This window comes from Alishewanella sp. WH16-1, from assembly GCF_001441695.1.
GTDB classification, from domain to species: domain Bacteria; phylum Pseudomonadota; class Gammaproteobacteria; order Enterobacterales; family Alteromonadaceae; genus Alishewanella; species Alishewanella agri.
In genome coordinates, this window is sequence record NZ_LCWL01000112.1 from 33,247 (window position 1) to 51,986 (window position 18,740).

The 18,740-nt window shown below is 51.4% G+C and carries 16 protein-coding genes; 15 read left to right on the plus strand and 1 reads right to left on the minus strand.

Going from position 1 to position 18,740, the window contains the following annotated elements; genetic code table 11:
- Positions 1-11: 11 nt before the first annotated feature.
- From hscB to AAY72_RS11615, 15 genes are all read left to right on the plus strand, one after another.
- Entirely contained in the window at positions 12-536 is a 525-nt protein-coding gene (hscB, locus tag AAY72_RS11545; protein ID WP_008985631.1) for a co-chaperone HscB, read from the plus strand.
- A 7-nt stretch (positions 537-543) separates the two neighbouring features.
- Positions 544-2,400 carry a Fe-S protein assembly chaperone HscA gene (gene hscA / locus AAY72_RS11550; RefSeq protein ID WP_057787625.1) on the plus strand — a complete coding sequence of 619 codons (1,857 nt, stop codon included), beginning with the start codon at positions 544-546 and terminating at the stop codon, positions 2,398-2,400.
- A 1-nt stretch (position 2,401) separates the two neighbouring features.
- A complete protein-coding gene (gene fdx / locus AAY72_RS11555; protein WP_008985633.1) occupies positions 2,402-2,740 on the plus strand; it encodes an ISC system 2Fe-2S type ferredoxin in 339 nt (112 codons plus the stop codon).
- A gap of 70 nt (positions 2,741-2,810) precedes the next feature.
- The gene (ndk, locus tag AAY72_RS11560; protein ID WP_008950043.1) at positions 2,811-3,242 is read left to right on the plus strand and encodes a nucleoside-diphosphate kinase; all 432 of its coding nucleotides are present in this window, start codon (positions 2,811-2,813) and stop codon (positions 3,240-3,242) included.
- A 108-nt stretch (positions 3,243-3,350) separates the two neighbouring features.
- Positions 3,351-4,478 carry a bifunctional tRNA (adenosine(37)-C2)-methyltransferase TrmG/ribosomal RNA large subunit methyltransferase RlmN gene (locus AAY72_RS11565; RefSeq protein WP_008985634.1) on the plus strand — a complete coding sequence of 376 codons (1,128 nt, stop codon included), beginning with the start codon at positions 3,351-3,353 and terminating at the stop codon, positions 4,476-4,478.
- Between the two features lie 23 nt (positions 4,479-4,501).
- Positions 4,502-6,166 (plus strand): type IV pilus biogenesis/stability protein PilW, encoded by a 1,665-nt coding sequence (pilW, locus tag AAY72_RS11570; protein ID WP_057787627.1) that lies wholly within the window; start codon positions 4,502-4,504, stop codon positions 6,164-6,166.
- Positions 6,153-7,106 (plus strand): RodZ domain-containing protein, encoded by a 954-nt coding sequence (locus AAY72_RS11575; RefSeq protein ID WP_057787629.1) that lies wholly within the window; start codon positions 6,153-6,155, stop codon positions 7,104-7,106. The genes pilW and AAY72_RS11575 overlap by 14 nt, the downstream gene beginning before the upstream one ends.
- A complete protein-coding gene (gene ispG, locus AAY72_RS11580; RefSeq protein ID WP_057787631.1) occupies positions 7,106-8,206 on the plus strand; it encodes a flavodoxin-dependent (E)-4-hydroxy-3-methylbut-2-enyl-diphosphate synthase in 1,101 nt (366 codons plus the stop codon). The genes AAY72_RS11575 and ispG overlap by 1 nt, the downstream gene beginning before the upstream one ends.
- Before the next feature lie 93 nt (positions 8,207-8,299).
- Positions 8,300-9,565, plus strand: coding sequence for a histidine--tRNA ligase (hisS, locus tag AAY72_RS11585; protein ID WP_008985638.1), 1,266 nt, complete (start codon positions 8,300-8,302; stop codon positions 9,563-9,565).
- Positions 9,566-9,584: 19 nt separating this feature from the next.
- Positions 9,585-10,214, plus strand: a complete 630-nt coding sequence (locus AAY72_RS11590) for a tetratricopeptide repeat protein (RefSeq protein WP_008985639.1) — start codon at positions 9,585-9,587, stop codon at positions 10,212-10,214.
- 9 nt (positions 10,215-10,223) lie between these two features.
- A complete protein-coding gene (bamB, locus tag AAY72_RS11595) occupies positions 10,224-11,411 on the plus strand; it encodes an outer membrane protein assembly factor BamB (protein WP_057787633.1) in 1,188 nt (395 codons plus the stop codon).
- Between the two features lie 75 nt (positions 11,412-11,486).
- On the plus strand, positions 11,487-12,974 hold the full coding sequence (der, locus tag AAY72_RS11600) for a ribosome biogenesis GTPase Der (protein ID WP_057787634.1): 1,488 nt from the start codon (positions 11,487-11,489) through the stop codon (positions 12,972-12,974).
- Positions 12,975-12,984: 10 nt separating this feature from the next.
- The gene (locus AAY72_RS11605) at positions 12,985-15,240 is read left to right on the plus strand and encodes an arginine/lysine/ornithine decarboxylase (protein ID WP_057787637.1); all 2,256 of its coding nucleotides are present in this window, start codon (positions 12,985-12,987) and stop codon (positions 15,238-15,240) included.
- Between the two features lie 102 nt (positions 15,241-15,342).
- Positions 15,343-16,440, plus strand: coding sequence for a DUF2157 domain-containing protein (locus AAY72_RS11610; protein ID WP_057787639.1), 1,098 nt, complete (start codon positions 15,343-15,345; stop codon positions 16,438-16,440).
- Positions 16,433-17,335 carry a DUF4824 family protein gene (locus AAY72_RS11615; RefSeq protein WP_057787642.1) on the plus strand — a complete coding sequence of 301 codons (903 nt, stop codon included), beginning with the start codon at positions 16,433-16,435 and terminating at the stop codon, positions 17,333-17,335. The genes AAY72_RS11610 and AAY72_RS11615 overlap by 8 nt, the downstream gene beginning before the upstream one ends.
- A gap of 52 nt (positions 17,336-17,387) precedes the next feature.
- Here the strand turns inward: AAY72_RS11615 and AAY72_RS11620 are convergent, their stop codons facing one another.
- Positions 17,388-18,725 (minus strand): TonB family protein, encoded by a 1,338-nt coding sequence (locus AAY72_RS11620; protein ID WP_057787644.1) that lies wholly within the window; start codon positions 18,723-18,725, stop codon positions 17,388-17,390.
- Positions 18,726-18,740 lie beyond the last annotated feature (15 nt).

Consider the following 18,740-nt stretch of genomic DNA (forward strand, 5'->3'; position numbering starts at 1 on the left):
ACTGAGGCACGATGAACTATTTTCAGTTGTTTGATCTGCCAGAACAGTTTGAACTGGATCTGGCAGAGCTGGGTTCGCGCTATCTGGCACTGCAAAAGCGGTTTCATCCGGATAACTTTGCCGCCGGTTCAGAGCGGGACCGGCTGCTTGCCGTGCAGCAAACCGCCAATATTAACGATGCTTATCACAGCCTGAAACACCCGCTGCTCCGCGCTGAGCACATGCTGGCGCTGCGCGGTATTAAGCTCAGTAACGAACAACGCAGCTTTACCGATCCAGAGTTTTTAATGCAACAAATGGAATTGCGTGAGCAGTTGGCTGAATTATCGGCCGAGCCGGATCCCGAGCAGGCACTGTTTGCAATCGAACAGCAGTTACAGCAACAACGCAAAGCCTTACTCAAAGACTTACATCAGGCGCTGGCTGCTACTACGGCAGAGCAGGATCAGCTGGCAGCAGAACTGGTACGTAAGCTAAAATTCTTCTACAAACTGCAGCAAGAGCTGGAGTTAATCGAACAGCAACTACAAGACTGAATTCATTATGGCGTTATTACAAATTGCCGAGCCGGGCCAGAGCGCGGCGCCGCATCAACATAAATTGGCTGCCGGTATTGATCTGGGCACCACCAACTCGCTGGTGGCGACAGTCCGCAGTGGCGAAGCCAAAGTACTGCTGAATCAGGCGGGTGAGGCGATGGTACCCTCAGTGGTGCAATATGGCGCAGCGCAGGTTGTGGTGGGCTCCGCAGCCGTCGCGGCCGCCGTCAGTGATCCGGATAATACCATAGTGTCGGTAAAGCGTCTGATGGGCAAAGGCTATCAGGAAACGCTGGCGCTGAACGAAAAATTACCCTATCAGCTGATTGAACAAAGCGGCTTGGTAGCGATTGAAACGGCTGCCGGCGTGAAAAACCCGGTGGAAGTCTCTGCAGAAATTCTGGCTACCCTGGCTAATACCGCCAGTCAAACCCTCGGCGGTGAGCTTAATGGTGTCGTTATTACGGTGCCAGCCTATTTTGATGATGCACAGCGCCAGGCTACCAAAGATGCCGCTAAACTAGCCGGTCTCAATGTGCTGCGCTTGTTAAATGAGCCGACGGCAGCGGCACTGGCTTATGGCCTTGATTCGGGTCAGGAAGGCATTATCGCCGTTTATGATTTAGGCGGTGGCACCTTTGATATTTCAATTCTACGCTTACGACGTGGCGTGTTTGAAGTGCTGGCAACCGGTGGCGATTCGGCACTGGGTGGTGATGATTTTGATCAGGCGCTGGTGAGCTTTTTGCAGCAGCAACATGACCAGCACAGCCTGTCGGCCAGTGCCCGCCGGCAATATCAGCAACAAGCCAAAGCCATTAAAGAGCGGCTGACAGACAGCGAGAGCACCGATTATAGCTTTAGTGCCGATGGCAAGCAGCTAACGGGCAGTGTAACTCGCCAGCAATTTGAAGAACTGATTAGCCCACTGGTAAAACAAACTATCCGGGCTTGCCGGCAGAGTTTACGCGATGCCGGTTTAACTACCGATGAGGTGTTAAAAGTGGTAATGGTCGGTGGTTCAACCCGGGTTCCCCTGGTACGTCAACAAGTGGCAGCTTTTTTTGGTACTGAGCCATTAACCTCGATTGACCCGGACCAGGTCGTTGCTATTGGCGCGGCGATTCAGGCCAATGTACTGGTTGGCAATAAGGCCGATAATGAAACCCTGCTGCTGGATGTGATCCCGCTGTCGCTGGGCATTGAAACCATGGGTGGCCTGACCGAAAAAATTATCCCGCGTAATACCGTGATCCCGGTGGCGCGGGCGCAGGAATTTACCACCTTTAAAGATGGTCAGACGGCGATGGCGATCCATGTGGTACAGGGTGAGCGTGAGCTGGTCGAAGATTGCCGGTCGCTGGCGCGTTTCGAGCTACGTGGTATTCCACCGATGCCGGCTGGCGGTGCCCATATCCGCGTCACGTTCCAGGTCGATGCCGATGGTTTGCTTAGCGTCAGTGCGATGGAAAAATCCACCGGCGTGCAGGCCAATATTCAGGTGAAGCCTTCTTATGGCCTGACTGATGATCAGGTGGCGCAGATGATTAGTGGCTCGATGCAATATGCACGGCAGGATATGCAGCAGCGCTTATTGCGTGAGCAGCAAGTCGAAGCGGAGCGGGTGCTGGAAGCGGTCAGTGCCGCGCTGGCCACTGATGCCTCACTACTGAACGAACATGAATTAACCACCATCCGCGAGGCACTACGCCAGCTAGCGGAGCTGAAACAGCAAGGCGATACGGCAGCCATTAAAGCCGCGATCGAACACACTAACCAATTAACCGATGATTTTGCGGCACGACGGATGGATAAATCGATCCGGCTGGCGCTGCAGGGTCATAAAGTCGACGAGGTCTAACATGCCCCAAATCGTATTTTTACCCCATCCAGAGTTGTGCCCTAAAGGGGCGGCACTTGAAGCCAAAAGCGGTGAGACGGTATTGGATGTGGCGTTGAAAAACGGTATCGCGATTGAGCATGCCTGCGAAAAATCCTGTGCTTGTACCACCTGTCATGTGATCGTGCGCGAGGGCTTTTACTCGCTAAATCCGAGTGACGAGCTGGAGGATGATATGCTGGACAAAGCCTGGGGTTTAGAGCCGGAATCACGTTTAGGCTGTCAGGCTATTATTGCCGATGAAGATCTGGTAGTCGAAATTCCAAAATATACCGTCAATATGGTTAGCGAAGGGCATTAGGTTTTTTTTCGATTTTAGCGTATACTTTGCCGCCCAAAATTTTAACCCTTTAGACTAACAGGAGCCTGACATGGCCTTAGAACGTACTTTCTCTATCGTGAAGCCGGATGCCGTAGCGAAGAATCTGATCGGCGCAATTTACAGCCGCTTTGAAGCCGCTGGCCTGCGCATTGTTGCTGCCAAGATGTTACACTTAAGCCGGGAACAGGCTGAAGGTTTCTACGCTGAGCACAAAGAGCGTCCATTCTTCAACGCGCTGGTATCTTTTATGACGTCTGGCCCGGTAATGGTACAGGTATTAGAAGGTGAAGACGCTGTACGTAAGAACCGTGAAATCATGGGTGCCACTAACCCGAAAGATGCTTTAGCCGGTACTTTACGTGCGGATTTCGCTGCCAGCATCGATGAGAATGCGGTACACGGTTCAGACGCTGCGGCTTCTGCAGCCCGTGAAATTGCCTACTTCTTCACTGACGCTGAGCTGTGCAGCCGTACCCGTTAATCCGGTAGCTGTCTGCAAAGAGACTAAGGGGGCAGCAGCCCCCTTAGTGCATTAAGCACTGCAGGAAGAAAGTTTTTTGTTGATATTGGTTAGCTGGAGTTTACTGGCATGAGCAACACCCCCGAAGTCGTCAATTTGCTGGACCTGACCCGGTCGCAAATGCAAGAGTTCTTTGTCAGTCTTGGCGAAAAGCCATTCCGCGCTGATCAGGTGATGAAGTGGATTTATCACTTCTGTGTCGATGATTTCGACAAAATGACCAATATCAACAAAAAACTCCGCGATCTGTTAAAGGCACGCTGCGTGATTAAGGCGCCGGTCGTGGCCACCCGTCAGGACAGTGCCGATGGCACCATCAAGTTTGTGATGGCGCTGGAAGGTGGTCAGGAAGTCGAAACCGTCTGGATCCCGGAAAAAGATCGCCGTACCCTTTGTGTGTCGTCGCAGGTGGGTTGCGCACTGGATTGTTCCTTCTGTTCTACGGCGCAGCAAGGCTTTAACCGTAACCTCAGTGTCTCAGAAATTATCGGTCAGGTGTGGCGGGTATCGCAGATTATCGGCAGCTTTGGTGATACCGGTGAAAAGCCAGTCACTAACGTGGTGATGATGGGTATGGGTGAACCGCTGCTCAATCTGAATAACGTGGTACCCGCGATGGAACTGATGATGGAAGACTTCGGCTTTGGTTTATCAAAGCGCAGGGTCACGCTCAGTACTTCAGGTGTAGTACCGGCCCTGGATTTACTGCGTGAAAAGATTGATGTGGCCTTAGCGATCTCGTTGCACGCGCCGAATAATGCGCTGCGCGACGAGCTGGTGCCGGTAAACAAAAAATACCCAATGGAAGAATTTCTGGCGGCCTCGCGGCGTTATATTGAGCATTCTAAGGCCAATGATAAGGTCACGGTGGAATATGTGATGCTGGAAGGCATCAATGACAGCACTGATCAGGCGCATGAACTCGCTAAAGCATTGAAAGATACGCCATCTAAGATTAATCTTATTCCATTCAATCCGTATCCGGGTTCGCCGTATAAGCGCTCCAGCAATTCACGGATTGATCGCTTTAACAAGGTCTTACAAGAACACGGTTTTACTGTTATGGTACGTAAAACCCGCGGTGATGATATCGACGCCGCCTGCGGGCAGCTGGTGGGCGATGTGATCGACCGGACGAAACGTTTACTGAAAAAGCAGCAAAAAGGCGAGAACATAGCGGTAAAAGTGCTGCAATAACAACAAATGGATGGCCAGTGGTAATGCAGAAACTTCCTGTGGTAACCGCGCTGACGGCATTGTGTTTACTCTCGGCCTGTGTGTCAGAGAGCACTTATGTGGCGAATGACCGCCAGGTCACGCAGCGCAATGTGGATAACACTGAAGCGGCTAAAACCCGTATTTCACTGGGCTTAAACTATTTGCGTCGCGGTGATAGCACCCAGGCACTGTTCAATCTGGAGCGTGCCCGGACTATGGCCCCTAATTTGCCAGAGGTGTATAACGCTCTGGCTTTTTATTATCAAACGGTAGGTGAGCATGTGCAGGCAGAAAATGCCTACAAGCAAGCCATTGCCCGTGATGCCAATAATGCTGACGCCTACAACAACTATGGTGCCTTCTTATGTCAGATTGGCAAGTTCGAAGACGCCGAACGTTTGCTGCTGACGGCTATCGCTAAACCCGGGTATATCCGTGTCGCCGAAAGTTACGAAAACCTGGCCTTATGTCAGTTAGAACAAGATGGTTTTGAACGCGCCCGTAACTTCCTGGCGTCGTCGCTAAGTCATAATGGTACCCGTATCACAGCGCTGATTAACAGTGCCTCGGTCAATTACGCGATGGGGAATTTGCAGGATGCGAAAGCCGATTTGCAACGGATCCAGCGCTTAGGGCGGGTATCGGCGCGCAGCACCTTGCTGAACTATCTGGTGTCAGAGAAACAGGGCGATCTGTCGACGATGAAACACGCCGAGCAGTTGTTGCTGACGTTGTATATTGATAGCAACGAAGCGCGGCTGTTACTGCAACAACGCTTGCTTGAAAGCGAGTTTGAACAGTTACGTGAGCGTTATAAGCAACATCTGCTGGCGGATTTTCTACCGGCAGTGCAGTCGGATAACGCTAAAGCGGCGGCGAATCAACCGGTCGCCAATCCACAACTGCGGATCCGGCGCAAAGTCGCTGAACCCGCCACTGTAGTGGCGAATGAGCAACAGGTAGCCGAGCCAAATCAGAACCGCCGGCCAGAAGCAAGCGTCCAGGCCGGGCCAGCCCCGGCAACTTTTACTGAGCAGCAACAGGTACAAGCCTTGGCCCAACCTGCTGCTTTGCCGGAAGAACGTGAACTCGTTCAGCCAGAGCCGGAGGTGCCTGCTACACCGCCTGCCACTAACCCTGCTAATGTAGAGACGACAACACAGCTTACCTTAGCGGAACCCACTGCCAGCAATGCCGTCCCTGAGTCTGAAGCCGCAGTCGCGGCGCCGGCATATAGCAGCAGCGGTCTGCAGTATGCCGATACCAATGCTGAAGCTGCTGCGGAGGTGCCGGTGCATTTGGTCACCGAGGGCGAATCGTTACATAGTATCTCGGTACAATATAATATTGTGTTAGCACGGCTGTTAGAATGGAACCATCTGACTGAGCAATCACGGCTTAGAGTCGGACAAAAAATTTATCTGGGGCCCAATGATGCGCCGCCAGAACCCAGTGCACCGCCGGTTCGTTTGGCCGCAGCACAACCCGTTGATAATTATTTTCATCAGGTAGCAGAGGGCGATACCATGTTTGCCATCTCATACCGTTATAATATTCGTCTCGAACGTTTTATGGCCTGGAATAATCTGACAGAAGAAAGTCGCCTGTCGATCGGCCAACGTTTATATATCGTGGATCCGGCAACTATTAATAATGAATCAGAATGATGTCACTCCGGCACAGGAATTAAGTGTTGGTCAAATTTTACGCCAGGAACGCGAACAGCGGCAGCTCAGTCTGGAGCAAGCTGCGCAGCAACTGAATCTTCGGGTTGAAGTGCTGCGTAGCCTGGAAGATGATCAGCCAGACAGCAGCATTTTACCGACTTTTATGCGCGGCTATTTAAAAGCCTATGCCCGGTTTTTAAAACTGCCAGCGCAGCCGCTATTGCAGCAGTTTGAGCAACAGCATCAGGTAAAAAGCGCGCCGGTAAAGCAGATGCGTACTTTCTCCAACCGCTCAGCACGACAACGCACAGAAAAACGCTTTATGTGGCTAACCTGGCTCATTGTCTCGATCATTATGTTGTCATTGGCGCTGTGGTTTTGGCAGAGTGCCCGCGACAGCGGTCTGAATGTCGCAGACGCCTTGAATAGTCAGGCAGCCAGTAACCCGTCGGATCCGGCCGCAGTCGTCACAGTACCTGCCGAGATGGTTGTGCCGACGTCTGAACCGACAACTGAGCTTAGTAATGAACCTGTACCAGAACAAGATAGCGGCAATGTCAGCAGTGAACAGTTAGTTGCTGATCTGGCGCAACTGCCCGTAGCGACGCAGCAACAACTACTGGCATTGTCTCAGCCAGCGGTAGAGGAGCCGGCGGCGACGGAAAGCTTTGGCGATAGTCGCAATGCCGGTTTAGATGTATTGAAGATGACCTTTACTGACAACTGTTGGATTGATGTGGTCGATGCCAATGGCGAGCGCATCGCTTACGGCACCAAACAAGCCGGCTACGTAATGGAACTGAATGCTAAAGCGCCTTTCGTGATTACGCTGGGCAATCCGGGGGTGGTGAGTATTGAGTTAAATCAGCAGCCCTATGATATGTCCCGCTTTCCCGGGAATCGCGTCGCCAAGTTCACTTTGCCAGGACAACCTGATTAATGTTTGCAGAAAATCCAATTAAACGCCGGCCCAGCACGCAGATTAAGGTCGGCAATGTATTGATCGGTGGCGATGCGCCTATCGCCGTACAATCAATGACCAATACCCGTACTACCGATGTTGACGCGACCGTGGCGCAGATCCGTGCTATTGCTGCGGCAGGCGCCGATCTGGTGCGGGTATCAGTGCCAACTATGGAAGCGGCTGAGGCCTTTAAGCTGATCAAACAGCAATCGCCGATCCCATTAGTAGCAGATATTCATTTTGATTACCGCATCGCTTTGAAAGTCGCTGAATACGGTGTCGATTGCTTACGGATTAACCCCGGCAATATCGGCCGTGAAGATCGGATCCGCGCGGTGGTCGATGCGGCGCGCGATCACAATATCCCCATTCGTATCGGCGTCAATGGCGGTTCGCTGGAAGCCGATATTCAGGAGAAGTACCGCGAGCCAACACCGGAAGCCCTGGTTGAGTCGGCAATGCGGCATGTTGATATTCTCGATCGGCTGAACTTTGATCAGTTTAAAGTCAGTGTTAAAGCGTCAGATGTGTTTTTAGCAGTAGGCGCTTATCGTTTGCTGGCGCAGCAAATTAAACAACCACTGCATTTAGGGATCACCGAAGCTGGTGGTGCCCGCGCTGGTGCGGTTAAGTCAGCTATTGGCTTAGGTATGCTGCTGGCGGAAGGCATTGGCGATACGCTGCGCATTTCGCTGGCCGCTGATCCGGTGGAAGAAGTCAAAGTGGCCTTTGATATTCTGAAGTCGCTGCGTATCCGCTCGCGCGGCATAAACTTTATTGCCTGCCCCAGTTGTTCGCGGCAGGAGTTTGATGTGATTAAAACCATGAACGAGCTGGAGCAGCGGCTGGAAGATGTGGTAGAGCCACTGACCGTCTCGGTAATTGGTTGTGTGGTAAATGGCCCGGGTGAAGCCTTGGTGTCGGATTTAGGTGTGGCCGGTGCCAGTAAAAAAAGCGGCTTTTACCTCAATGGCGAGCGCCAGAAACTGCGACTTGATAACGACAATATCGCTGAACAACTCGAGCAGCAGGTGCGGCAGTATTTGCAGCAGCGGATCGCGGTAAAGCAAGTCTAGGGCGACATTTCAGCCACTACCGATTATAATCACGCTTTTTTATTAACCTATTGCATCTGGGCGCTGCGGCGCCCCCCTAATGGAAGCAAAATTTTGTCAAAGCAAATTCAGGCAATTCGCGGCATGAATGACTGCCTGCCGCAGGACAGTGCCCTCTGGCAATATGTAGAAACGACCTTGCGCGACACGGCTGCCAGTTATGGTTACAGCGAAATCCGTTTCCCGATCGTCGAAATGACCGAGCTGTTTAAACGTTCAATTGGTGAAGTCACCGATATCGTTGAAAAAGAAATGTATACCTTTACTGATCGCAATGGTGACAGCCTAACCTTGCGCCCGGAAGGTACCGCTTGCTGTGTCCGCGCCGGCAACGAACATGGTTTACTGTACAATCAGGAACAACGGCTGTGGTATACCGGCCCGATGTTCCGCCACGAACGGCCGCAAAAAGGTCGTTACCGCCAGTTTCATCAGTTTGGGCTGGAAGCCTTTGGTATTGCCACCCCGGATATTGACGCTGAAGTAATTATCCTGACGGCGCGGATTTGGCAAAAACTGGGTTTAACGCCGTATGTGAAACTGGAACTAAACTCACTTGGCTCTAATGAGGCCCGAGCTGCCTATCGCGATAAGTTAGTGGCTTACCTGGAACAACATAAAGATTTGCTGGATGAAGATAGCTTGCGCCGGCTGTATAGCAACCCACTGCGGGTGCTGGATAGCAAGAATCCGGCGCTGGCGGAGGTGTTAGCCAAGGCACCAAAACTGGCAGAGCACCTGGACGAAGAATCCGCAGCGCATTTTGCCTCCTTGCAGCAGCGTTTAACGGCGGCGGGTATTGAGTTTGTGATTAACCCACGCTTGGTGCGCGGCCTGGATTATTACAACAGAACGGTATTTGAATGGGTCACCACTGAGCTTGGCGCTCAGGGTACCGTCTGTGCCGGTGGTCGTTATGACGGTCTGGTTGAGCAACTGGGTGGCAAAGCGACCCCTGCGGTGGGCTTTGCGATGGGGCTGGAGCGGTTAATCCTGTTACTACAAAGCCTGAACCTGGCCCCGGATTTACCGGCGCAAGCGGATATTTATCTGCTGGCAATGGGTGAAACTGCGGAACTTGCCGCCATAAGTGTTGCCGAAAGGCTGCGTAGCGAGTTACCGGCAAAACGTGTTATCTTGCACTGCGGTGGCGGTAACCTGAAAAAACAATTTAAGAAAGCAGACAAGTCAGGCGCAGCCATAGCCCTGATTTTAGGTGATGAAGAACTGGCGCGGCAGGAAATTACCGTTAAATGGCTGCGCGAAGACAAGCCACAACAAACGCTTAAGCTGAGTGAACTGGCTCAGCAGCTGGCCTGAAAGTATACGGAGTAGTTAGGTGGAAATTTATAATAGCGAAGAACAACAGGTTGAGGCCATTAAACGCTTTTGGAACGAATACGGCAAAGCCATAGTCGGTGGTGTGGTTATTGGTTTGGCGACACTCTACGGCTGGCGTTACTATCAGGCAGAGCAGCGCGCCAGTGCCGAAGCCTTATCCAGCAGCTACAGCCAGTTATTGCAACAACAAAGCAGTGACGATGCCTGGTTAACTCAGGCGCAAAGCTTTATCAGCGCTCAGGGCACCAACAATTATGCCATTTTTGCTGCCCTGCTCACTGCAAAAGAAGCTGTTGCTAAAGGTGATCTGGCGTTGGCCAGCCAGCAGCTAAGCTGGGTAGTACAGAACAGCAAAGATAGTAGCGTCAAGGCCATCGCTCAGTTACGTTTGGCGCGTATTCAGCGCGAAACTGGTGATCTGACCGCGGCACTGGCGACTGTCAATCAGGCGATGCCTGCCAGCTTTGCTGCGGCGCAAGCAGAACTTAAAGGCGATATTTTGCAGCAAAGCGGTGATTTAGTGGCGGCGAAAGCAGCCTATCAGCTGGCGTTTGATAATGCCGGTCAGAATACCCAGCTGTTACAAATTAAACTGGATGAGCTGGCGCACATCTCTGCAGCGAATTAAGGGGCAGGCATGAGATTTTCGGTAAAACAGGCGGCAGTTGTCCTGTTCAGTTTCAGTTTGCTGGCATGTTCAAGTAAAGAGAAGCTGGTACTGCCTGAAGTAGAGAACCAGATTAAGCCACGCGAGGTCTGGAGTGCTCAGGTTGGTAAAGGCGTTGCGCATTATGAGTCAGGGTTAAAACCACTGATCCTGAATGACAAAGTCTACATGGCCAGCCGTGAAGGCCTGGTTGTGGCCTTTGAGCTGAGTTCCGGTAAAAGATTATGGACCTTCGACCTGCGTAAGGACGATACCTTATCGACGTTACAGAAACTAAGACAGCGCTTCAGTGCTGATAATGCACGGATTGCGGGTGGTATCAGTCACGGCTTCGGTAATATTTATCTGGGTACCGAGAATGGCGATCTGGTGGCCTTGAATGCCGAAACCGGTGCCTTAGCCTGGCGGGTGCAGGTTCCGGGCGAAGTGCTGGTCAGTCCGGCTGTCGGTGATGGTTTTGTAGTTGTTAAGCTGGGTACAGGCTCGCTGATTGGTTTAAGCCCTGACAATGGCGAGCAGCGCTGGGTATTCGAGAACGAGCAACCGCCGCTGACTATCCGTGGTGTTAGCGAACCAGTCATCGATAGCGGTGGTGTGGTTTATGGCACTGCTAATGGCCGGGTTGGCGTCCTGGTAGTCGATCGTGGCTTCCAGGCGTGGGAAGAAAACATTGCTACGCCAAAAGGCAGCACAGATTTATCCCGTCTGGTCGATGTTGATGCCAAGCCGATCGTCATAGCCGGAACCGTCTATACTATAGCTTTTAACGGTGAGCTGTTCGCACTGGAACTGCGTAGTGGTCAACAACTGTGGAAGCGTGATTATGCCAGTTTCCGCAATATGACAGTACAGGGTACGGTGTTGTATTTGGTGGATTCTGAAGGCCGGATTTATGCCATCGATCGGCGCAATGGTACTGAACTGTGGAGTCAAACCGGTTTACACCGTCATTTCCTGACCGGGCCTGCGGTCTATAAAGACTACCTGGTGGTGGGTGATAATAAAGGCAATCTCCACTGGTTAGATCGTAACAGTGGTGATTTTGTAGCCCGGCAAAGTTTTGACAGCTCCGGCTTTTTCCGTGAGCCGGTCAGCAACAATGAGGTACTGGTGATCAGTACCCGCGATGGCGAGCTGACCGTTCTGCAAACGCCTTAACACAGGCGGGTTGCGTATTTAAACTGAAAACAGGCCTGAGTCAGGCCTGTTTTGTTATTTTTTGAGGTTGACACCATGTTACCTGTTGTGGCCCTGGTAGGGCGCGCCAATGTTGGCAAATCGACGTTATTTAACCGCTTAACCCGCAGCCGTGATGCCTTAGTGGCAGACTTTCCGGGCTTAACCCGTGACCGCAAATATGGCACGGTAAAGTTTGAAGGCATGGAGTTTATTGTGGTGGATACCGGTGGTATCGATGGCAATGAACAAGGCATTGAAGTGGAAATGGCGGAGCAGTCATTAAAGGCCATTGCTGAAGCGGACGTGGTGCTGTTTATGGTCGATGCCCGTGCCGGTGCCACTGTTGGTGATACGGCTATTGCGGCGCATATCCGTAAAGTCGAAAAGCCGGTGTTCTTGGTGGCGAATAAAACCGACGGGCTGGATGCCGATACCGCAGTGGCAGATTTCTACAGTCTGGGTTTAGGCGAAGTCTACCCGATTGCCGCGGCGCATGGCCGAGGCGTCACTTCCTTACTGCAAACGGCCTTACTGCCGTTTTTACAACAAAGCATGCCTGAGGTGACCGCTGAGGGCGAGGCTACAGAGTACGAACCGAGCGAGTTTAAAGAAATCAGCGAAGAAGAAGCCGAGGCCGAAGCGGCACGTTTACGCTCTGAGCATATTAAACTGGCGATTGTTGGCCGGCCGAATGTCGGTAAATCGACGCTGACCAACCGCATCCTCGGTGAAGAGCGGGTGGTAGTTTATGACATGCCGGGCACCACCCGCGATTCGATTTATATCCCCATGCAGCGCAATGGCCGTGACTATACGCTGATCGATACCGCTGGCGTGCGTCGTCGTGGCAAGATTGACGATATGGTAGAAAAATTCTCCGTGGTGAAAACCCTGCAGGCGATTGAAGATGCCAACGTGGTGGTGTTGGTGTTGGATGCGCGCCAGGGCATTTCTGATCAGGACTTAAGTATCCTCGGTTTTGTGCTGAACGCCGGTCGCTCACTGGTACTGGCAGTGAATAAATGGGATGGCCTGAACGACAGCGTCAAAGACGAAATTAAACGTGAGCTGGACCGCCGCTTAGGTTTTATCGACTTTGCCCGGCTGCACTTTATTTCGGCCTTGCATGGCTCTGGCGTCGGCAATCTGTTTGAGTCGGTGGAAGAAGCCTTTGACTCTGCTACCAAGCGGGTCAGTACCTCGCTGCTGACGCGGATTATGAAAATGGCGCAGGAAGATCACCAGCCGCCAATGGTCGCCGGACGGCGGGTGAAGTTAAAATATGCCCACGCCGGTGGTTACAATCCGCCTATTGTGGTGATTCATGGTAACCAGGTAAAAGATCTGCCGGATTCCTACAAGCGCTATCTGATGAATTATTATCGCAAGGCGCTGCAAATGATGGGCACGCCAATCCGCATTGAATTCCGTGAAGGTGAAAACCCCTTTACCCCGACCAAAAAGAACACTGAAACCGCGTTGCAGAAATATAAGCGCGAGCGGCTTCTAAAAGCGCGGCAAAAACTGGCGCAGAAGAACTAAGGATTAACTGATGAAATTTCGTTTTCCGGTCATTGTAATAGATGAAGATTTTCGCTCTGAGAATATTTCAGGCTCAGGCATCCGTGATCTGGCTGAAGCTATCGGCAGCCATGGTTTTGAAGTCATTGGCTATACCAGCTATGTCGATCTGACCGCCTTTGCCCAGCAAGCCAGCCGCGCCTCCTGTTTTATTTTGTCGATTGATGATGAAGAGTTTGGCAGTGGCAGTGAGCAGGAAGTCAGTGCGGCACTGACCGAGTTGCGCGCTTTTATCAAAGAAGTGCGCAAACGTAACGCCGATATTCCGATTTTCCTGTATGGCGAAACCCGCACCAGCCGGCATATCCCGAATGATATTCTGCGCGAGCTGCATGGCTTTATTCATATGTTTGAAGATACGCCGGAGTTTGTGGCACGGCATATTATTCGCGAAGCACGTAAATATCTGGATGCATTAGCGCCACCGTTTTTTACTGCCTTAATGGATTACGCTGAAGACAGCTCATACTCCTGGCACTGTCCGGGTCACTCTGGTGGCGTAGCTTTCCTGAAGAGTCCGGTGGGCCAGATGTTCCATCAGTTCTTTGGTGAGAATATGCTGCGTGCCGACGTTTGTAACTCGGTGGATGAGTTAGGTCAGCTGTTAGACCACACTGGCCCGGTAGCAGAGAGCGAAGCCAATGCGGCGCGGATCTTTAATGCTGACCATTTATTCTTTGTCACCAACGGTACTTCAACCTCGAATAAAATGGTCTGGCACTCAGTGGTCGCGCCGGGTGATATCGTCGTGGTGGATCGTAACTGTCATAAATCCATTCTGCACTCGATTATTATGACTGGTGCTATTCCGGTATTTTTAATGCCAACCCGTAACCATTACGGCATTATCGGCCCGATCCCGAAAAGCGAGTTTTCACCTGAAGCCATTGCGAAAAAGATTGAGGCTAATCCCTTTGCCCGCAATGCGAAAAATAAAAAGCCACGGATTCTGACCATCACCCAGAGTACCTATGACGGTATTTTGTATAACGTGGAAGAAATTAAGCAGGAGCTGGGTTCGACTATCGATACGCTGCACTTTGATGAAGCCTGGCTGCCGCATGCCAGCTTCCATGAGTTCTACCACAATATGCATGCCATCGGTAAAGATCGGCCGCGCTCAGAAGACACCCTGGTGTTCTCGACCCAGTCGACGCATAAACTGTTAGCCGGTTTATCGCAGGCGTCGCAAATCCTGGTGCAAAATGCCGAAAAGCGCAGCCTGGACACCCACCGGTTTAATGAATCCTATCTGATGCACAGCTCGACCAGCCCGCAATATGCCATTATTGCCAGCTGTGACGTCGCGGCCGCAATGATGGAGCCACCAGGCGGTACAGCCTTGGTTGAAGAAAGCCTACTGGAAGCGATCGATTTTCGCCGTGCCATGCGCAAGGTTGATGCCGAGTTTGGTGACGATGACTGGTGGTTTAAAGTCTGGGGTCCGGATCGTTTGCCGGAGGAGGGCATCGGTAACCGCGAGAAGTGGGTACTGCACGCGCAGGACAGCTGGCACGGCTTCGGTGAGATTGAATCCGGCTTTAATATGCTTGATCCGATTAAGGCCACTATCATTACACCGGGCATGAACCTGCAAGGCCAGTTTGATGATACCGGTATTCCGGCGGCCATCGTTAGTAAGTATCTGGCTGAACACGGTATTATTATCGAGAAGACCGGTCTGTATTCGTTCTTTATTATGTTTACTATCGGTATTACCAAAGGGCGCTGGAACTCGATGGTGACCGAACTGCAGCAATTTAAAGACGACTATGACCAGAACCTGCCAATGTGGCGGGTCATGCCGGAGTTTGCTGCCAAGAACCCGCGTTACGAGAAAGTTGGCCTGCGTGATCTGTGTCAGCGCATCCACAATATGTATCGCAAGTATGACGTAGCCAAGGTCACAACGGAGATGTACCTGTCGCAAATTGATACTGCTATGACCCCGGCAGATGCCTGGGCTAAGATGGCGCACCGTGAAATTGAGCGGGTATCGATTGATGATATTGAAGGCCGCGTGACTGCCATGCTGGTGACGCCTTATCCACCGGGAATTCCACTGATGGTACCGGGCGAGCGCTTTAATAAAACCATTATCAATTATCTGAAATTCACCCGCGCCTTTAACAGCGAGTTCCCGGGCTTTGAAACCGACGTGCACGGTTTAGTACGGGAAACCATCGATGGTGAAGTGAAGTACTTTATTGATGTGGTAAAAGAGTAAAATGCAGGCGAACTGTTGCATCTGACAACAGTTCGCCTATGCTGCATGGAGGCAGGACGGTAACAAGAGTATTACCGTTGCGAACAGGGAACGGCCACTATCTTGGATACACATTCTTCAATAAATAAAACTCAGGCTCAGGCTCGCGTTAATCAAATCCGCGCCTTTCAGGCCGAGCAGCAGTTGTTGTCTGAACAAGGCATCCTCCAACTGGACGACAACGCCAGTCAGCAAATTCAGCGCTATCACCAAGCCGTGTTACAGCAATTACAGCAGAGTCAGGATATTGATCTGAACGCACAAGCCAGTCATTTATCTTTGGGCATGCAAATCGTCTCCTTTTTAGGTGCTGTGGCGCTGGCGGCGAGTTTATTCTTTTTGTTTTATCAGTATTGGGGCTACTTTGACACGCCACTACAGGTTGGCATCCTAATCAGCGCGCCCTTATTAAGTTTAGCACTGGTCAGTTGGCTGCAACGGGTTGATCGCACCGGCTATTATGCCAAGTTAGCCGCGCTGGTGTCGTTTGCGGCCTGGGTGCTGAATATTGTGATGCTGGGCAGTATTTTTAATTTACCGGCCTCGCCAAATGCTTTTGCCGTCTTTGCGCTCTATGCCTTTATGTTGGCTTACACCCTGCGGGTGCGTCTGCTGTTGGCGGCGGGCATACTCTGCTGTTATTTGTTTATTGGCGCCCGCTTTGGCAGCTGGATGGGCAATTACTGGGTGTCGACCGGCGAATATCCGGAGCATTTTCTGCTAACCAGTCTGTTATTCTTTGTGTTGCCGCTTAAATTTAAGCAGCAGCGCTATGAGGGGTTTGCCGCGCTGTACCAGATTTTGGCGGCAGTCGTGTTTTTTATTGCGGTACTGATCCTGGCGAACTGGGGCAGTGTCAGTTATTTACCCTGGTCGCATGGCGTTATTGAGGGGCTGTATCAGGTGCTGGGATTTGTCTGCAGCGCTTTGCTGGTGTTGTACGGTATCCGGCAACAGGCCGCAAAGTTAATGCTCACTGGTAATGTGTTCTTCGCGTTGTTCCTGTATACCAAGTTTTTTGACTGGTGGTGGCACTGGTTACCGAAGTACCTGTTCTTTTTCCTGTTGGGGCTGACCGCCATTCTGGCACTGTTAATCTTTAACCGGTTACGGCTGGTGGTACAAACCGCAGCCAAGCCAGATGAGGTGGCCAATGTCTAAGCCAGAGGCAAAAAAGCTGCTACTGTTAGCGGTGATAACCGTACTGGGCGTCAACGCCTTTATCCTTGGCAAAGTCTGGCTAAACCGCAGTGTGGTTGTGGCTGAGCTGACGCTGAGTGAGCGGGAGCTTGACATGCCATATCACTGGGGAATGGCCAAAGAAGATTCATCATTACGCCTAAATCTGATCTGGACCACGCCCTGGTTAACGTCAAGCGAGGATGATTGGCAATATTTGTCTCGGCAGCAACAACGTATCTTAAGGTTGCAGCAGCCGCAGTTTGCCAGTTTTCGATTCGGTAGCTGCACAGATGGCTATCAGCGGCAACAGCGTTCAGGCTGGGTGTTGCTGGAGTTTAATGGTCAGAGTTATCAGGACTACCTGAAACAAGCGGAACAACATTATGCTGTGATACAACAACGGCTGATAGCAGAAGCGGCTGCGGAGTTAAATGCTGGCATGGCACAGGACAGGCTGCAGGCAGCAGCAAAACGCCGGCAGGAGCAGCAGCAACGTGCCGAAGAGCAATGGCGGGTTGCCCGCGAGGAGGCAACCCGCCTCTTTGTGATTGATGCCGCCGCCGACCGCAACTTATTACAGCAAACACTGGCAAAACATAGTGGGCCGACAGCCGGTCAGCTATTGCTAGTGCCGGCAGATATCCAGCTTAGCTATACCTGGTGTCAGAACGATAAAGCAGAAAAACAGCCCGAAGTGCTGATAAACCGCTTGGCGGTGCAGTCGCTATATGTCGCCAAGCCGTATGCGCAACGCTTGCCAATAGATACCGATCGTCAACAGAAAACTCGCTTTCAGGCTCAGGTATACTATGGCCGTTTTGCAGAGCCCTGGATTGCGAATTTGGCGTTAGCGTCAGCCGCTGTTTCAGAGTAGCGATATTTCACTGCAAGGAAAGTGGCGCCGTCAGGTTAATCAAGAAGCAGTGTTATGGCATACTTTGTAAGTGCTTTTTAAGTTCATGCGCGGTCGGATAATCTTTGGCGATAGCTGCATCCAGGAGCTCGTGGCCGGCCTGATATTCGCCATTTATAATAGTTCTGCCCGCAAACCATGCCATCGTCTCAGCATCTTGTTCAGCAATCAAAATTTGCGCCCAACGTTCATCATACACAGCGATAATTCGCTGTGCTGATTTGCTTCCGTTTCTTGCCGCTTTCTCCCACCAAAAACGAGACGTTAAACTGGCGGGAATTGTTACTATGGGTATGACATTTATTGGTCGCCGCGAACTTGCCGATGCTTTGCTGAGCCGATATCGATAAGTTGCATCAGGCTTGCCCGATAATTTCAGACCAATTAACGATTTCAGCGTATTTTCGGCAGCAAAATGGACATTGAATTGTTCGGTAATAGTACCATCAGCAGCCACCTGCACCTCAGCATGACCGACAAAGCCAGCAAAATTCGCCCTGACTTTAGCTTTCGGTGTAAAAACCGTTAGGTCTAGCTCCTTCTCAACCGGTAAAGTTGGATCAACAACAATTAGCAGATCTTTCTGCGTATCCAGCAGCTCTAACAAACTGGCGAGCAAAAATTGATGGTGCGAAGAGCCAAGCCAGGCACCCCGCCAGAGTTGATGTTGTTCGATTAGCGCAGCGACAGCATCGATATCTAAGGTCTCATTTAACTTAAAGTCAAAACGCCAGAACCGAATATACTTTTCCCCGGTCGCTTCGAACTGCCAATCTTTAATCGCCCTCAGCGCGCTTTTGTTGAAGGTCTGTTCCGGATAGGCATCCAGTACATCAGCGGTGGCAACCTTTCCCTGTTCATCTACTAAAAAGCGCACATTGACGTAACCTACCACCCCGGCTTTAAACGCATTTATTGGATAAATCGGGTAATCCCCTTTGAGCCGGGCGGTCAGATACACTGTTTTCGCCGGACCTTGCTCAGGCAACAACCACCACTTCGCATGCTGTGCTAAAGTCAGGAAATGTTGCTCAGCCAGGGCGAGTTGTTCAGCGCTTACTAACTGACGTAATTGCGCTAATCCCTCAGCCGTGCCTTGATGCCCCAATTTTTCCGCCAAAGTAAAGTAGGCAATAGCCATACTCTCATCAGCAATAACGCCCTCTCCCTGAAGATACATCAAAGCCAGGTTAAAGGCGGCGTCTGCATGACCATAAGGGATTAGTTTTTGAAAATGCTCTTTAGCTGCTTGATAATTTTGAGTTTGATGAGCTTTTATTGCCTGCGCCCAGTCTGCTTGTATTGGACTGGCCATTGCAACGGCCAGAGCAATAAATAGTACCTTTTTCATTAACAATGTCCGTTC

Bases quoted from the DNA above. Each gene is read 5' to 3' on its own strand.
- hscB (WP_008985631.1), top strand. From the start codon at position 12: ATGAACTATTTTCAGTTGTTTGATCTGCCAGAACAGTTTGAACTGGAT.
- hscA (WP_057787625.1), top strand. From the start codon at position 544: ATGGCGTTATTACAAATTGCCGAGCCGGGCCAGAGCGCGGCGCCGCAT.
- fdx (WP_008985633.1), top strand. From the start codon at position 2,402: ATGCCCCAAATCGTATTTTTACCCCATCCAGAGTTGTGCCCTAAAGGG.
- ndk (WP_008950043.1), top strand. From the start codon at position 2,811: ATGGCCTTAGAACGTACTTTCTCTATCGTGAAGCCGGATGCCGTAGCG.
- AAY72_RS11565 (WP_008985634.1), top strand. From the start codon at position 3,351: ATGAGCAACACCCCCGAAGTCGTCAATTTGCTGGACCTGACCCGGTCG.
- pilW (WP_057787627.1), top strand. From the start codon at position 4,502: ATGCAGAAACTTCCTGTGGTAACCGCGCTGACGGCATTGTGTTTACTC.
- AAY72_RS11575 (WP_057787629.1), top strand. From the start codon at position 6,153: ATGAATCAGAATGATGTCACTCCGGCACAGGAATTAAGTGTTGGTCAA.
- ispG (WP_057787631.1), top strand. From the start codon at position 7,106: ATGTTTGCAGAAAATCCAATTAAACGCCGGCCCAGCACGCAGATTAAG.
- bamB (WP_057787633.1), top strand. From the start codon at position 10,224: ATGAGATTTTCGGTAAAACAGGCGGCAGTTGTCCTGTTCAGTTTCAGT.
- der (WP_057787634.1), top strand. From the start codon at position 11,487: ATGTTACCTGTTGTGGCCCTGGTAGGGCGCGCCAATGTTGGCAAATCG.
- AAY72_RS11605 (WP_057787637.1), top strand. From the start codon at position 12,985: ATGAAATTTCGTTTTCCGGTCATTGTAATAGATGAAGATTTTCGCTCT.
- AAY72_RS11615 (WP_057787642.1), top strand. From the start codon at position 16,433: ATGTCTAAGCCAGAGGCAAAAAAGCTGCTACTGTTAGCGGTGATAACC.
- AAY72_RS11620 (WP_057787644.1), bottom strand. From the start codon at position 18,725: ATGAAAAAGGTACTATTTATTGCTCTGGCCGTTGCAATGGCCAGTCCA.